Below are 14,745 nucleotides of genomic sequence, written 5' to 3'. Positions count from 1 at the left end.
GACATGCGCTTCCGCGGCCAGGAGATGTCGCTCGCGGTGCCCTTCGGCGCGGCGGACGACGCGGCGAGCCTGCGCCAAGCCTTCCTCGCAGCCTATGGAGCGATCTACAGCTACGCCTCCGACGACGTCATCGAGACGGTCAGCCTGCGTCTGATCGGACGGGGCATCCGGCCCGGCAAGCTCGATTTCCGGCACGAGCAGGACGATGCGCCCGCAGCATCCGGCCCGTGCGAGCGGCGCGCGGTCTATTTCGGGCCCGAAAGCGGCTGGATCGACACGCCGGTCCACGATCGCGCCGCCCTGCGCGGCCGGATCGAGGGGCCGGCCATTCTCCAGGGCGCGGATTCGACCGTGCTCGTGCCGCCGGGCGCGACCGCGGTCACCGATCCGCGCGGCAACCTCCTCATCACGCTCGCCGAGGAAAGCCTGCCATGACGAAGCCGATCGACCCGATCACCTTCGCGGTGCTGAAGAGCGCCCTCGAATCCATCGTCGACGACATGGCCTATACGGTCATGCGCACGGCCCGCTCGCCGATCGTACGCGACGTGCTCGATTATTCGACTACGATGTGCGACGCGAAGGGCCGCATCCTCGCCCAGGCGAAGACGGTCGCGCTGCATCTGGGCGCGGTGCCCGATGCCATGGAGGCGCTGCTGCGCCATTACGGCGGCAACCTCCATCCCGGCGACGTGATCATCTTCAACGATCCCTATGACGGCGGCATGCATCTGCCGGACATCTTCATGTTCAAGCCGATCTTCGCGGATTCCCGCCATGTCGGCTTCTCGGTGGTCATCTGCCATCATTGCGACGTCGGCGGCCGGGTGCCCGGCTCGAATGCGAGCGACTCGACCGAAATCTTCCAGGAGGGCCTGCGCGTCCCGCCGCTGAAGCTCTTTGACAGGGGCGTGCGCAACAAGACGCTCTTCGACATCATCGCGAAGAATGTGCGCCTGCCCGACCTCGTCATCGGCGATCTCGACGCGCAGCTCGCGACCTGCGCCCTCGGGGAGCGCGAATTGCTGCGCCTTGTCGGGAAATACGGCATCGAGCAGTTGGAGGCTTTCCTCGAGGAATTCCTCGATTACGGCGAGCGCCTCAGCCGCCGGGCCTTCGCGGCCTGGCCGGATGGAACCTACCGCTTCACCGACCATATCGACGGCGACGGCTTCGACGAGGCGCCGATCCCGATTCGAGTCGCGGTGACGGTGAAGGGCGACGGGCTCGTCGTCGATTTCGACGGCTCCTCGCCCCAGGTGCGCGGCGCCATCAACTCGACGCTCTCCTTCGTCAAGTCCGCGACCTATCTCGCGGTGCGCTGCACGCTCGACACCGACGTGCCGAACAATGCCGGCCTCTACCGCTGCATCGACATCCGCGCGCCGAAGGGCTCGCTCTTGAACCCGAACTTCCCGGCTCCCGTCGCAGCCCGCGCGCTCACCGGCTACCGCATCGTGGACACGGTGCTCGGCGCGCTCGCGCAGGTCGTGCCCGAGCGAGTCTCGGCCGCGGGGGAGGGGGGCAATTCGGTCGTCTGCCTCGGCGGCTACGACAAGGAGACCCGCGAGCCCTTCATCGTCGTCGACATGATCAACGGGGCGCTCGGCGCCCGCTCGGCCAAGGACGGGATCGACGCGATCACCAATCCCTCGCAGAACATGTCCAACATGCCGGTCGAGATCATGGAGGCGACCTATCCGCTCATGATCGAGGAATACGCCCTGCGGCCGGATTCGGGGGGAGCCGGGCGCAACCGGGGCGGCCTCGGAATCGTGCGCCAGTACCGCCTCCTCGCCGACGAGGCGGTGATGCAACTGCGCACCGACCGCTACGCCACGCGGCCCTATGGCCTCTTCGGGGGCGGGCCGGGCCTGCCCTCCCGCAACATCTTCACGGATGCTGGGACCGGCGCAGTCGAGGTGCTGGCGAGCAAGGTGACGCGGACGGTCCACAAGGGAGACGTGATCCGCCACGAGCAGGCCGGCAGCGGCGGCTACGGGGAGCCCTTCGAACGCGATCCGGCCCGCGTGCTGGCGGACGTGATCGACGGCAAGGTGACCGAAAGCTTCGCCCGCGAGGGCTTCGGCGTCGTCATCCGCGATGGCGCGGTGGATGCCGAAGCGACCGCCGGCCTGCGCGGCGCGGATGCTAGGAGCGCGGCATGAGCGCCTCCGGCCCCGATTTGTCGCGCTTCGCGGTCAACCAGATCACGACGCGCGACTGGACCTTCGCACAGGCGGTCGACGGCTATGCGCGGGCGGGCGTCCGCGGCATCGGCGCCTGGGTCCAGTACGTGGACGAGATCGGGGCGGCGGCGGCCGGGCGGATGGCGCGCGAGGCGGGACTCTTCGTGCCCTGCCTCTGCACCACGGCCTGGGTGAATCTCGCCGATCCCGTCTCCTACCGGGCGGCGCTCGACGAGAACCGCCGCCGGCTCGACATGGCGGCCGAGATCGGCGCGAAGACTCTTGTCGTCGTGCCGGGCGGCCTCGCCACGGGCGAGCGCGACCTCGGCGCCGCGCGCCGGCGCGTCGCCGAGGCGCTGGCCGAGCTGCTGCCCCATGCCCGTGCGGCCGGCGTGGCTTTGGGCCTCGAGCCGCTGCATCCGATGTATGCGGCCGATCGTTCCTGCCTCTCGACCTTCGCCCATTGCCTCGCCCTCTGCGAGACGCTGGGCGAAGGCACCGGCATCGTGGCCGACGTCTATCATTGCTGGTGGGACCCGGATTTCGCCGCGGGCCTCGAAAGGGCGGGTCCCGAGCGGATCCTGACCTTCCATCTCTGCGACTGGCTGGTCCCGACCCGCGACGTCTATCAGGATCGCGGCATGGTCGGAGACGGCGTCATCGACATCGCCTTCTATCGCTCCGTCCTCGACCGCATCGGCTATGACGGCCCCTTCGAGATCGAGATCTTCTCGAAGCTCGACTGGTGGCTGCGCGACGGCGCGGAGACGACGCGGATCGCGGTCGAGCGCTGCGCGCCTTTCGTCGCGCCGCGGCGGCAGGCTAAAGCGGCGTGAGGCCCGCGATGCTCGCGGGCCCGCCGACGCAACCAAGGCCCGCCGTGAAAGAGCAGCCGCGCAAGCGCGATTCGATCCAGACCCAGGAGCGCATCCTCCTGGCCGCCCAGGCCGAATTCGCGCGCCGAGGCTATGACGGCGCGCGCGTCGACGCGATTACGACACGCGCGAGGGTCTCGAAGAACCTCCTCTACCATCACTTCGGCTCGAAGGAGGAACTCTATATCCGCGTGCTGGAGCGGACCTACGAGACCCTGCGCCGCCGCCAGGGCGACGTGCCGCTCGCCGGCCTCGATCCCCTCGAGGCCATGCGCCGGCTCTGCGAGAGCACCTTCCAGGTCTTCGTCGACGAGCCCGACATCATCGTGATGCTGAACACGGAGAACCTGCATCGCGGCCGGCACATCTCGAAATCGCCGATCATCCGGGCTCTCTACAACCGGCTTTCCGACACCATCCGCACGATCCTCGACGAGGGCGAGCGGCAGGGCGTGTTCCGGCCGAAGGTGGACGTCACCGAGTTCTATATCTCGATGTCGGCGCTCTGCTATTTCTACCTGTCGAACCGCTTCACGCTGTCGCTTCTCTTCGAGCGCGACCTCAAGGCCCCCGAGAACCTCGCCCGGCACAAGGTGATGATCGTCGACATGGTGCTCTCCTACCTGACGAACGGCGCGCCGAAAGGCCGCTGGACGCCGCCCGAGCTTTCCCTCCCCGCAGCCTGAAGGCGATCATGGCCCATTCCCTCAACCGCGATCCGCTCCCCGCAGCCTCCGTCCCGGCCGATCGCCTGAACCGTCCCGCCCTCGACAGCGACGAGGTCATGCAGGCCCGCGCCGATCTCGCCGCCTGTTTCCGCTTCGCGGACCGCCTCGGCATGCACGAGGGCATCTGCAACCATTTCTCCGCGATGGTGCCGGGCCACGACGACCTGTTCCTGGTCAATCCCTACGGCTACGCCTTCCGCGAGGTGACGGCCTCGAAGCTCCTCATCTGCGATTTCCACGGCAACGTCGTGCAGGGCGAGGGGGAGCCGGAGGCGACGGCCTTCTACATCCATGCCCGGCTGCACGGGAACGTGCCGCGCGCCCGCGCCGCCTTCCACACCCACATGCCCTATGCCACGGCGCTGACGATGGTGGAGGGCGACCCGCTCGTCTTCGCCGGGCAGACGGCGCTCAAGTTCTACGGCCGCACCGTCGTCGACAACGACTATAACGGCCTCGCCCTCGACGAGCGCGAGGGCGACCGCATCGCCGCGTCCGTTGGCGATGCCGATATCGTCTTCATGAAGCATCATGGCGTCATGGTGCTCGGCCGCACGATCGCCGAAGCCTGGGACGACCTCTATTATCTCGAGCGCGCCTGCGAGGTTCAGTGCCTCGCACTCTCGACCGGCCGGGAGATCGTCCCGGTCTCGCGCGAGATCGCCGAAGCGACGGCCCGGCAGATGCGCGAGGGCGACGCGGAATCGGCGAGGCTGCACCTCGCGAGCCTGCGCAGAACGCTCGACCGCGAGGAGCCGGATTACAGGTCGTGATGCAGGCTATCGTTGCTTTGGCCGGGCTGTAATGCCTGCCGGCCCCGGCGCTTTCGGAAATATTGCGCTTCGTCGAAGCGTCACGTTATGCGAATAGAGCCTCGCGGATCGGCGCGATTCCGCATATCGGCAGCAGGAAGAAGTGCCGGGAACCGGGGCATGAAAATCGGGAATGTCTCCTGCGCCGAGGGGAGCCCGGCGCCCGCCCGCAGGAGAACGTGATGAAGGCCGCCACTCGGGTCGAGGGACACGACAAATACCATCTCCTGATCGAGAAGGCGGCTGCCGCCGGCATCATCCGCGTCGCCGTGGCCCACCCTTGCGACGACGTTTCCCTGGAAGGCGCCGTCGAGGCCGCGCGGCTCGGCCTGATCGAGCCCGTGCTCGTCGGCCCCCAGGCGCGCATCAGGGATATCGCCACGGCGCACGGCATCGACATTTCCCGGTTCGAGATGGTCGATTCCGCCCATAGCCATGATTCGGCGCGCAAAGCGGTCGAGGTCGTGAAGCAGGGCGGGGCGGAAGCCATCATGAAGGGCAGCCTGCACACCGACGAGCTGATGGGCGCGGTCGTCTCGCGCGAAGGCGGCATTCGGACGGAGCGGCGGATCAGCCATTGCTTCATCATGGACGTGCCCTCGCATCCCGATGCGCTGATCATCACCGACGCGGCCGTGAACATCGCCCCGACGCTCAGGGACAAGGTCGACATCGTCCAGAACGCGATCGACCTCGCCCATGCGCTCGGCCTCGACGAGGTGCGCGTCGCGATTCTCTCGGCCATGGAGACCGTCAACCCGGACGTGTCCTCCACCCTGGAGGCGGCCGCGCTCTGCAAGATGGCCGATCGCGGACAGATCACCGGCGGCATTCTCGATGGCCCGCTGGCGCTCGACAACGCCATCAGCCCGGAAGCCGCCGAAATCAAGAAGATCGTCTCGCCCGTGGCCGGGCGGGCGAATGTGCTCGTCGTGCCCGATCTCGAAGCCGGCAACATGCTCGCCAAGAGCCTGTCCTTCCTGGCGGGCGCCGACAGCGCCGGCATCGTGCTGGGCGCGCGGGTCCCGATCATCCTGACGAGCCGGGCGGATTCGCTCGAGGCGCGGCTTGCCTCCTGCGCAGTGGCCAATCTCGTTGCCGCCGCGCGACGCCAGGACGCCGCCAAGGCGAGCCACTGATACGAAATCCGACAGGTCGACTGTATTTCCCTAATCCGGCTCGAACTCCACCAGGACCGGCTGGTGGTCGGAGGCGCGGCTGTCGATGTCGCAGGCGATCCGCCGCGCCCGCGCCGCGAGGTCGGGCGTCGCCAGCACATAGTCGAGGCAGCCCGGCGGGCCGTAGGTCTGGTCGATGATGAAGGCGGTGGACGGGTGGGGTTCCGCGCCCCTCAGTATCGGCCAGAGATCGCAAAAGGCCGGGGTGCCGTCGTCGAAGGGCGCCAGCAGCCGCGCCAGGGCGGGATCGTCAGGGCGCATGTTGAAATCGCCGGTCAGGACGGCGCTCGCGGTGTCGGGCGTCGGCGCGTAGGTATGCGGGCCGGGCTGGCGCGGCAGTCGGCTACGAGAAGCCGCCATCCGGTGGGCCTCGCGGATGCCCTCGACCTGGGCGGCGCGCAGGGCGGCCGAGGAATATTCCAGATGCGTCGTCATCAGCCGCACCGGGCCGAAGGGCGTGTGCGCCACCGCCTCGATCAGGATGCGCGGCATGTTGCGCGTCCGCGCCGCCTCCCAGGGCAGGAGATGGCGCAAGGCCTGCGCCACGGGATAGCGCGTCAGGAGCAGGTTGCCGAAGCGCTTGCGCCCGCCCCGGCCGTCCTCGACATCCACGCCGATCCCCTCGATCGCGGTGAAGCCCGGCAGCAGCGTGGCGAAGAGCGCGAACTGGTCGGTCGCGTCGTTGCCGTCGAGATCGGGGAAGTTGGCGGCGACCTCCTGGAGGCAGAGCACGTCGAAATCCGCCATCTCGCGCGCATGGGCGAGGATGCGGCGCGGATCGACCCGCCCGTCCATGCCGCGCGCCCACTGGATGTTCCAGGTGATCAGCTTCATCGCGCGCCCCGCGGCGTCACTTGATGCCGGCCCGCATGAAGCTCTGCACGAACTGGCGCTGGAACAGGAGGAAGCCCACGAGCAGCGGCGCGGAGGTCATCAGCGTCGCCGCGCAGATCACTGACCAGTCGATGCCCTGGTCGGTCGAGGAAAAGACCTGGAGGCCGACGGTGAGCGGCCGCGATTCGACCGAGTTGGTCACGAGCAGCGGCCACAGGAAGTTGTTCCAGTGATAGCTGACCGAGACCAGCCCGTAGGCGAGGTAGGTCGGCCTGGCGAGCGGCACATAGACCCGCAGCAGCACCTGGAGCGGGCTCGCTCCTTCGACGCGGGCGGCGTCGTCGAGTTCCTTCGGCACCGTCTTGAAGGTCTGCCGCAGGAGGAAGATGCCGAAGGCGGAGGCGACATAGGGCAGGGCGATCGCGGTGATCGTGTCGATCAGGTCGAGCCGGGCGAGGGTGCGGTAGTTCTCCACGATCAGCGCGTCCGGCATGATCATGAGCTGGGCCAGGATCAGCACGAAGGCGACGTCGCGGCCCCAGAAATCCTGCCGCGCCAGCGCATAGGCGGCGAGCGTGCCGAGCACCAGCTGGCAGCACAGGATCAGCGTGACGAGCACGAAGGTGTTGAGGAAATAGCGCGGAAAGGGCGCCGCCACCCAGGCGCGGGCGAAGTTCTCGAAGGTCAGGGGCGCCGAGAGGACGAAGCGCGTCGTGTATTCGGCCGGGTGGAAGGCCGCCCAGACGGCATAGGCCAGCGGCAGCACCCAGATCAAAGCGAGCAGGATGGCGCCGAAGGATTCCAGCGTCAGCGAGAACCCCTTGGGCGCATAGGGATCGGCCCGCGAGATCGCGCCGGCCTGCGGCTTCGCCGCTTTTCCTGGGGCGGCGGCGCTCATTGATAATGCGTCCTGCGCTCGAGCCAGCCGTATTGGACGAAGGCGACCAGCGCGAGCAGCACCAGCAGCACGCAGGTCAGCGCCGCGGCATAGGCCGTGTCCCAGAAGCTGAAGCCGATCTGGTAGATGTAGTAGAGAAGCAGCGTGGTGGCGTTGTCCGGCCCGCCGCGCGTCATCACGAAGATGTGGTCGACCATGCGGAAGGCGTTGATGACCGCGTTGATCAGCACGAAGAGCGTCGTCGGCATCAGAAGCGGGAACTGGATGCGCCGGAAATAGGTCCAGCGCGAAGCCCCCTCGATCGCCGCCGCCTCGCCGAGGCTCGGTGACAAAGCCTGCAAGGCCGCCAGGTAGAAGATCATGAAGAAGCCGGCCTCCTTCCAGATCGCGACGACGGTGACCGCGTAGAGGGCGGTGTCCTGCGAGCCGAGCCAGTTGGTGGGGCGCCCGCCGAAGAAGGCGATGATCTGCTCGAGCAGCCCGTATTGCGGCGTGAAGAAGAACAGCCAGATATTGGCGACCGCGATCATCGGCAGGATCGTCGGGGTGAAATAGGCCATCCGCACCCAGGTGCGCCCGACGATGCGGTCGTTGACCCAGACCGCCATCAGCAGCGCGAGCGCGATCGAGCACGGGATCGTGCCGAGCGCGAACCAGAGATTGTTGCTCATCGCCTTCCAGAAGATCGGGTCGGCGAGGAGCTGCTGGTAGTTCTCGAGGCCGACGAAGCGCGCCGGGCGGCGCGCCTTCGGCGTCGAGTAGAAGCTCTCGATGAAGCTCGCGAGCGCCGGCCAGTGCGTGAACAGGACGAGGCAGGCCATGGCCGGCAGGAGGAGCAGCCAGCCATGGATCGTGGCGGTCGTGCGCTGGTTCATGGCTCAGCGATAGGGCTTGAGGATGCGGTCCGCCTCGGCCTGCGCCGCCGCCAGGGCCGGCTGCGGCGTCTTGCTGCCGGTCAGGACGGCCTGGAGCGCGTCGTTGAGCGCCTTGGTCACGCGCTGGTTCTCGTGGGTGGACAGCTCCGCCACCGCATGCGGAAGCTGGTCGCGCGCCACCAGCGCCTGCGGAAAGTCGGCGACGTATGTCTTCATCGCCGGGGTCTCGTAGGAGGCCGGGGTCACCGCGACATAGCCGGTATCGATGCTCCATTGCGCGGCGCGCTCGGGCGTGGTGAGCCAGCGCACGAACTTGAAGGCGGCCTCCTGCTCGGCCGGCTTGGCCTTTTTGCGAGAGGTAAAATTTGCCCCCGCCGGTCGGGCTGCCGGGGCGGCGGCCGGCGGGGAGGAGCCCGACGCCGAAGGGGAATTTCGCATTGGCGCGGACATTCGTGAGGTTGCCGGTGGTGGTCCACATCATCGCCACCTTGCGCTCGAAGAAGTCGCGCGGCGTCGTGCCCCATTCGACGATGCCGGGCGGGTGCACCTTGTATTTCTGCGAGAGGTCGACCCAGTATTGCAGCGCCTCGACCACGCCGGGGGCGGCGAAATCGGTCTTGTTGCCCTCGGCATTGGCGAGGATGGCGCCGGCCTGCGTCGAAAGCCCCTGGAACAGCCAGTAGGGGAAGCCCGAGGAGGGGATCTGGATGCCCCACCGGGAGACGTTGCCGGAGGCGTCGCGCTGCGTCAGCTTCTGCGCGAAGGCGACCTGCTCGTCCCAGGTCTTGGGCGGCGTGTCGGGATCGAGCCCGGCCTCCTTGAACAGCTCCTTGTTCCAGTAGAGCACCACGGTCGAGCGCTGGAACGGGATGCCCCAGGTCTGGCCGCCGGTCTGGCTGTTCTTCATGAAGGCCGGGAAGAAGCTGCCGAGCCACTTCTTATCGTCGTCGCTCCTGATGAAGCCGTCGAAGGGGATGACCGCCTCCTCGTCGATCAGCGTGAACATGTCGGTCGAGAGCAGCACCGAGAGCTGGGGCGGCGTGCCGCTCTTATGCGCGGTCAGCGCCTTGACGATGCTTTCCTGGTAGGTGCCCGCATAGACAGGCTTGATGCGGATCGAGGGGTTCTCCTTCTCGAAGCCGGCGGCGAAGGCGTCGACCAGCTTGGTGATCGGCCCGCCGACCGCGACCGGATAGAGGAAGGAGATCTCGGCCGTCTGCGCGCGCGCGATGCCCGGCATCGCGAGCGAGCCCGCGAGCGCCGTGGCCCCACCCAGAAATTCACGCCTGTCCATTGCATTCGCTCCCTGTTGAGACGGCTCGCGCCCGACCCTTGTGCCCGGGTCCATGACAACCTCTAAGTCCCGGCCACCTTGCGCTCGGATGCCTGGTCGAACCAGTGCAGCGCCGAGGGCGACAAGGTCACGTGAATGCGCTCGCCGGCCTTGACGCGGGCCTTGCCCGGCAGGCGGACGATGAAGGGATGCGTCCCGATGCGGGCATCGACGAGGGTGTCGGAGCCGAGATATTCGACGGCGACCACGTCGGCCGCGATGCCGCTCTCGCCGAGTCCGGTCAATTCCGGACGGATGCCGACGGCGAGCGCGGCGGGATCGGAACCGGCCGGAGGCGCGACCAGCTCCCGCCCGCCGGCCGCCAGGATCTCCGGCAGCGGCACGACGTTCATGGGCGGGGTGCCGACGAAGCGGGCGACGAAGATGCTCGCCGGGTTTTCGTAGAGTTCGTCGGGCGGGGCGTCCTGCTCGATGCGGCCGCGCCGCATCAGCACGACCTGGTCGGCCATGGTCATGGCCTCGACCTGGTCGTGGGTGACATAGACCATGGTGATGCCGAGCCGCTGCTGCAATTCGCGGATCTCGCGGCGCATCTCGACGCGCAGCTGCGCGTCGAGATTGGAGAGCGGCTCGTCCATCAGGCAGACCGGCGCCTCGGCGACGATGGCGCGGCCGAGCGCGACGCGCTGCTGCTGTCCGCCCGAAAGCTGGGAGGGCTTGCGCTCGAGGAGAGCCGACAGGCCGAGGATCCCGGCGGCGCGGGCGAGGCGGGCGTCGCGGTCGGCGCGCCCGACCTTGCGCACCTTGAGCCCGAAGACGATGTTTTCCGCCACCGAGAGATGGGGAAACAGCGCGTAGTTCTGGAAGACCATCGCGATGCCGCGCTGCGAGGGCTGGGCCCGCGTCACGTCGCGCCCGCCGATCAGGATGGCGCCCTCGGTCGTCTCCTCCAGCCCGGCGATGAGGCGCAAGGTGGTCGACTTCCCGCAGCCGGAGGGGCCGAGCAGCGCGACGAGCTTGCCGGGCTCCACCGAGAAGCTGACATCGTCGACGGCGGTCGTCCCGGCCCAGCTCTTGGTGACGGAGTTCAGCGCCAAAGAGACCATTCGCAGCCCGGCTTCCAAGCGGATTTGAGAATGGCCGGCCCAGGAGCATCCTGCGCGCGGCCGGTGGATCGTGTGCCAGAGCGTGCCGTGTCCCGGCGGACACGAGCCGTCGTTCCGGGAGCTTGCGCAGCCGGAAGCCGTGGCTCCCCGTCCACGGCATTTGCGTCGAAAGGCGTCAAGAGAGGAGGTTTTTCCAGCGGTTTTCGGTGCTCGCGTGTTCGGGTCCGGGTCTTTCGCCCCGGCCCGGACAACGCCGCGTTCGCGCGGGCCTGTAGCATCTGGCGGATGACTGGCATGCGACAAATGACGCGAAAATCCCGCCCCGCACAAGTACGCGGCAGGCCGCCCGCGAGGCGATCGCGTCAGGAAATCGGGGCAGGGGACGGGCCGGCCGGTCTCTTTCGGGCGCCGGGGTCCGGGCTTTCCGCCGGTGGAAGCGGTGGGGCGCGCCTATCGCCGGGTCTGGCGGGGCGCTTCGCCCGATTCCGCGCGGCCGGGATTTGGGTCCGCGGCCTCGCCTTCCACCTGCTCGTCACGCATCGCGTCGGTGGCCTTGCGGATTTTTTCTCCCGGAAACACCTCCCGATCGAAAAAATCCTTCACATATTCGCGCCAGCCGGGGGCGCTCGCCGGGTCTTCGGGATGGCGCTCCTCGAACTCGGCCCGGGTCGTTCCCGGAGCGATCTCGCCGGGCTGCAGACGGGGGCACTCCGCCGGGCGACGCTCGTCATTCGCTGGGTCTGAGCGTTTCTCGGACATTTTCTTCTCCTTCGAAGATAAAAACTCGAAAGGTCCTGCCCATGTTCGCCTCCCTGCGGGATCGGTCCGAACAAGTACGGCTTTTGGACATCGCGAGCGGCGTTGGAACGCTTGCGCCAGCAAATCGCTTTCTTTCAGGAATCGAGGAGGATCGCGGCGTATATTGATCCTGACCTCGCCACGACTGTTCCCGGATTGCGCACGTCGCGCCGCCCGGTAAAGCCTCCCGCGGGAGGTCACTGGAGAAGAGACATGCCCAGAGGCGACAAATCCAGCTACACCGACAAGCAGCGCCGCAAGGCGGACCATATCGCCGAGGGGTACGAGGACCGGGGAGTGTCCGAAAAGGAGGCTGAGCGTCGGGCCTGGGCGACCGTCAACAAGGAATCCGGCGGCGGCAAGAAAAGCGGCTCGGGACGTGGAAAACCGGAATCGCACGCCTCCTCGCGCAAGGGCGGCGCGGCCGGCGGCAAGGCCGCAGCCTCGCGCAGCCCTGCCGCGAGATCAGCCTCGGCGAGGAAGGCCGCCGATACGCGGCGACGAAACAGGGAGGCGGGAGCCCATGCGTGATGAGGCGGGACGCGTCGTCCCGCTCCGCTTCCCGACCGGCGAGGGAGCGTCTGGCAGAGGGGCTCAGTCCGCGCTCCTGCCGCGCCACTGAGCGGGGTTGCGAAGACGGGCGGCCGGGGCGAAGAACGCGGCTTCCGGGCCGATCCCGGGCGTCGCGCATACGCTGTTCCGTCGCGAGACGCGGGCCAGCGCCTGCAAGCCTTCCGGGTCCCGGATCCTGACGATGCCGCGGGTGTTGCGGATCAAGCCTTCGCCTTCGAGTTCGTGCAGCGCGACCGTCACGCCGGGACGGCGAACCATGAGCCAGCGGGCGACCTGCTCATGCGTGACGCGGATCTCGTCGCCCTGGGTCTCGGCCGCCAGGAGCAGCCTGCGCGCGAGGCGCTGCTTCACGGTGCCCGACGAACTCACCACGGCGCTCAGAAGATGGTCGATCAGCTCGCTCACGGCTTCGAGAAGCACCGAGCGAACCCGCGGATCCTCCATCATTCCTTCCAGGTCGTCCACGGACACCCGGAGGGCCCGCACCGCCGCCGTCGCCTGGACGGCGGCGCTCATGTGACGCATGCCCAGCACGGCCGGATGCCCTGCAATCCCGTCCGGTGTCACGAGCGCGAATTCGATGCCGCTCCGCGGATCGATCAGGGAGGCGAAGCCCGTCTCGAGGAAATAAACCTCCTTCAGCGGTCCCGGCTCGAGGATCATGTCGCCCGCGGCGAATTCGACGATCTCTCCAAGGTCGCCAAATCGGCGTTCCGCCTCTCGCGGCATGATGGCAAGGAGTCGGTTGAGAGAGCGATCCGGCAAATTCGTGTCTCCGATTTTCCTATGCTCCAATGCATGGAATAACGTCTGGTTCCGGCCAATCCCTTGCCTCCGCTCAATTCATGACCTCGGCGGGAGACATTTCATCAGGTTCATAATTTGCTGAATCCGCATGGAAACGCGCGGTGACCATCGAGATTCAGAAGATCAAGAGGCCAGTACGATTTCGTACTTAGAAATATGGGCGATCTCGACAGGGCGAACTATGACTCTTGCGCGCTGGCAGCCTTCCCGAGATCGGCGACAACTTGCCGGGATCGAAATCCGGCAGGGAGGTCGGAAGAACAGTATGTCCGATATGTGGAGCAAATGGCCGCCGGCCACGACTTCAGGCAGGTTTGTTCCGATATGAACACAATGGAACAAGGTATGGAGCTAAGTTTTTAAATGCAATGGAATTAAAGTTGGAGTAGTGCCATGCGGGTTCGTTTATTCAGATCGCGGTTCTCCAGCGAGATCTTGTGTGCCGTGCCATTCGATGAAGATCCGCCGGAGTTTCTTGCGGAGGCCGGATGGCGGATGATCGGATCCCGCCCTGCGGATCGCTTTTCCGCGCTGACGTTGCCCGACAACCAGCGGGCACTCGGCACGATCGGCCACGTCATCTTTCCGCTGTGATCTTTCCAGGGGGGACGCTCTCCGTGCCGAGCGTCCCGGTCCCGGTCCGCCGGGGGTGGCGTTTGAGCTGGAGGCTTCCAAGGGCGTCAGGCTCTTGACCCGCAACCGCGTTTTCACCGACGAGGAAGCACCGAACCCGAGGCCGAAGCGGCCTCCGCGACCTGCGGTGATCATCGGAGCGGTTGCATGGACTACGTGAATTTCGGCCCGACGGGGATGAAGGTCTCCCGCCTTTGCCTCGGTTGCATGACCTACGGCGTCCCCGACCGGGGCAACCATTCCTGGACGATGAGGGAAGAGGACAGCCGCCCTCTCATCCGGCAGGCGCTGGAGCTCGGGATCAATTTCCTCGACACGGCGAACACCTATTCCGATGGCACGTCGGAGGAAATCGTCGGGCGCGCGATCAAGGATTTCGCCCGGCGCGAGGACATCGTCCTGGCCACCAAGGTCTATAACCGCATGCGACCGGGCCCGAACGGGATGGGCCTCTCCCGCAAGGCGATCCTGCACGAACTGGACGCCAGCCTGAAGCGGCTCGGCACGGACTATGTCGATCTCTACCAGATCCATCGCTTCGACTACACGACGCCCATCGAAGAAACGCTGGAGGCTCTGCACGACATGGTGAAGGCCGGGAAGGTCCGCCATATCGGCGCCTCCTCCATGCCGGCATGGCGTTTCGCGAAGGCGATCTACATCTCGCGCCGGAACGGCTGGACGCCCTTCGTCAGCATGCAGAACCACCTGAACCTCCTCTATCGCGAGGAGGAGCGCGAAATGCTGCCGCTCTGCGCCGAGGAGGGGCTGGCCGTGATCCCCTGGAGTCCCCTGGCCCGCGGCCGCCTGACCCGCGACTGGAACGATGCCACCGAGCGCCAGCGGACGGACGACGTGGGCAAGAACCTCTACGACGCCGCGGCCGATGCGGACCGGCGCGTCATCGAGGCGGTCGGCAGGATCGCCGCGGCGCGCGGCGTCTCCCGCGCCCAGGTGGCCCTGGCCTGGGTGGCACAGAAGAAGGGGGTCACGGCTCCGATCGTCGGGGCCTCGAAACCGGCCCACCTCACCGACGCCGTCGCCGCGCTCGACCTCGGCCTGACCTCCGGCGAAATCCAGGCGCTCGAAGAGCCTTACATCCCCCACCGGATCGCCGGCTTCCAGTAAGGCGGATCGCGATGAAG

At 67.2% G+C, this 14,745-nt stretch carries 15 protein-coding genes and 2 pseudogenes; 9 read left to right on the top strand and 8 right to left on the bottom strand.

Annotated elements, in window-relative coordinates; all coding sequences use genetic code 11:
* The 6 genes and pseudogenes from PKD06_RS03505 to PKD06_RS03480 all read left to right on the top strand — a co-directional run.
* Positions 1–435: pseudogene (locus PKD06_RS03505) on the top strand (hydantoinase/oxoprolinase family protein); the annotation flags it as partial.
* A complete protein-coding gene (locus PKD06_RS03500; RefSeq protein ID WP_324377634.1) occupies positions 432–2,168 on the top strand; it encodes a hydantoinase B/oxoprolinase family protein in 1,737 nt (578 codons plus the stop codon). The pseudogene PKD06_RS03505 and the gene PKD06_RS03500, both read left to right, overlap by 4 nt.
* A complete protein-coding gene (locus PKD06_RS03495) occupies positions 2,165–3,025 on the top strand; it encodes a sugar phosphate isomerase/epimerase family protein (RefSeq protein ID WP_324377632.1) in 861 nt (286 codons plus the stop codon). Before PKD06_RS03500 ends, PKD06_RS03495 begins: the two co-directional genes overlap by 4 nt.
* Positions 3,026–3,069: 44 nt before the next feature.
* Positions 3,070–3,750 (top strand): TetR/AcrR family transcriptional regulator, encoded by a 681-nt coding sequence (locus PKD06_RS03490; protein ID WP_324377630.1) that lies wholly within the window; start codon positions 3,070–3,072, stop codon positions 3,748–3,750.
* 8 nt (positions 3,751–3,758) lie between these two features.
* Positions 3,759–4,565, top strand: a complete 807-nt coding sequence (locus PKD06_RS03485; RefSeq protein ID WP_324377628.1) for an aldolase — start codon at positions 3,759–3,761, stop codon at positions 4,563–4,565.
* A 221-nt stretch (positions 4,566–4,786) separates the two neighbouring features.
* Positions 4,787–5,743, top strand: a complete 957-nt coding sequence (locus PKD06_RS03480; RefSeq protein ID WP_324377626.1) for a phosphate acetyltransferase — start codon at positions 4,787–4,789, stop codon at positions 5,741–5,743.
* Between the two features lie 30 nt (positions 5,744–5,773).
* On the opposite strand, the gene PKD06_RS03475 is transcribed toward PKD06_RS03480, so the two are convergent.
* The 7 genes and pseudogenes from PKD06_RS03475 to PKD06_RS03445 form a co-directional block, all read right to left on the bottom strand.
* The gene (locus PKD06_RS03475; RefSeq protein WP_324377624.1) at positions 5,774–6,616 is read right to left on the bottom strand and encodes an endonuclease/exonuclease/phosphatase family protein; all 843 of its coding nucleotides are present in this window, start codon (positions 6,614–6,616) and stop codon (positions 5,774–5,776) included.
* Between the two features lie 16 nt (positions 6,617–6,632).
* Positions 6,633–7,514, bottom strand: coding sequence for a carbohydrate ABC transporter permease (locus tag PKD06_RS03470; protein ID WP_324377644.1), 882 nt, complete (start codon positions 7,512–7,514; stop codon positions 6,633–6,635).
* Complete coding sequence (locus tag PKD06_RS03465; RefSeq protein WP_324377622.1) at positions 7,511–8,389, bottom strand: sugar ABC transporter permease; 879 nt, start codon at positions 8,387–8,389, stop codon at positions 7,511–7,513. Before PKD06_RS03465 ends, PKD06_RS03470 begins: the two co-directional genes overlap by 4 nt.
* A gap of 3 nt (positions 8,390–8,392) precedes the next feature.
* Positions 8,393–8,827, bottom strand: coding sequence for an extracellular solute-binding protein (locus tag PKD06_RS03460; protein WP_324377620.1), 435 nt, complete (start codon positions 8,825–8,827; stop codon positions 8,393–8,395).
* Positions 8,823–9,629: pseudogene (locus PKD06_RS03455) on the bottom strand (extracellular solute-binding protein); the annotation flags it as partial. The gene PKD06_RS03460 and the pseudogene PKD06_RS03455, both read right to left, overlap by 5 nt.
* Positions 9,630–9,745: 116 nt before the next feature.
* On the bottom strand, positions 9,746–10,789 hold the full coding sequence (locus tag PKD06_RS03450; RefSeq protein WP_324377618.1) for an ABC transporter ATP-binding protein: 1,044 nt from the start codon (positions 10,787–10,789) through the stop codon (positions 9,746–9,748).
* A gap of 450 nt (positions 10,790–11,239) precedes the next feature.
* Positions 11,240–11,548, bottom strand: coding sequence for a hypothetical protein (locus tag PKD06_RS03445; protein ID WP_324377616.1), 309 nt, complete (start codon positions 11,546–11,548; stop codon positions 11,240–11,242).
* A gap of 252 nt (positions 11,549–11,800) precedes the next feature.
* Here PKD06_RS03445 and PKD06_RS03440 point away from each other — a divergent pair, with 252 nt between their 5' ends.
* Complete coding sequence (locus PKD06_RS03440; RefSeq protein WP_324377642.1) at positions 11,801–12,118, top strand: plasmid stabilization protein; 318 nt, start codon at positions 11,801–11,803, stop codon at positions 12,116–12,118.
* Positions 12,119–12,181: 63 nt separating this feature from the next.
* Here the strand turns inward: PKD06_RS03440 and PKD06_RS03435 are convergent, their stop codons facing one another.
* Complete coding sequence (locus tag PKD06_RS03435) at positions 12,182–12,889, bottom strand: Crp/Fnr family transcriptional regulator (protein ID WP_324377640.1); 708 nt, start codon at positions 12,887–12,889, stop codon at positions 12,182–12,184.
* A gap of 471 nt (positions 12,890–13,360) precedes the next feature.
* Between PKD06_RS03435 and PKD06_RS03430 the strand changes: the two genes are divergently transcribed.
* Entirely contained in the window at positions 13,361–13,561 is a 201-nt protein-coding gene (locus PKD06_RS03430; protein ID WP_324377614.1) for a hypothetical protein, read from the top strand.
* A gap of 186 nt (positions 13,562–13,747) precedes the next feature.
* The gene (locus PKD06_RS03425) at positions 13,748–14,728 is read left to right on the top strand and encodes an aldo/keto reductase (protein WP_324377612.1); all 981 of its coding nucleotides are present in this window, start codon (positions 13,748–13,750) and stop codon (positions 14,726–14,728) included.
* Positions 14,729–14,745 lie beyond the last annotated feature (17 nt).

Source organism: Enterovirga sp., from assembly GCF_035325185.1.
Taxonomy (GTDB): Bacteria; Pseudomonadota; Alphaproteobacteria; order Rhizobiales; family Beijerinckiaceae; genus Enterovirga.
Note: the sequence above shows the minus strand (reverse complement) of the source record. Positions and strands in the feature narration are given on the sequence as shown.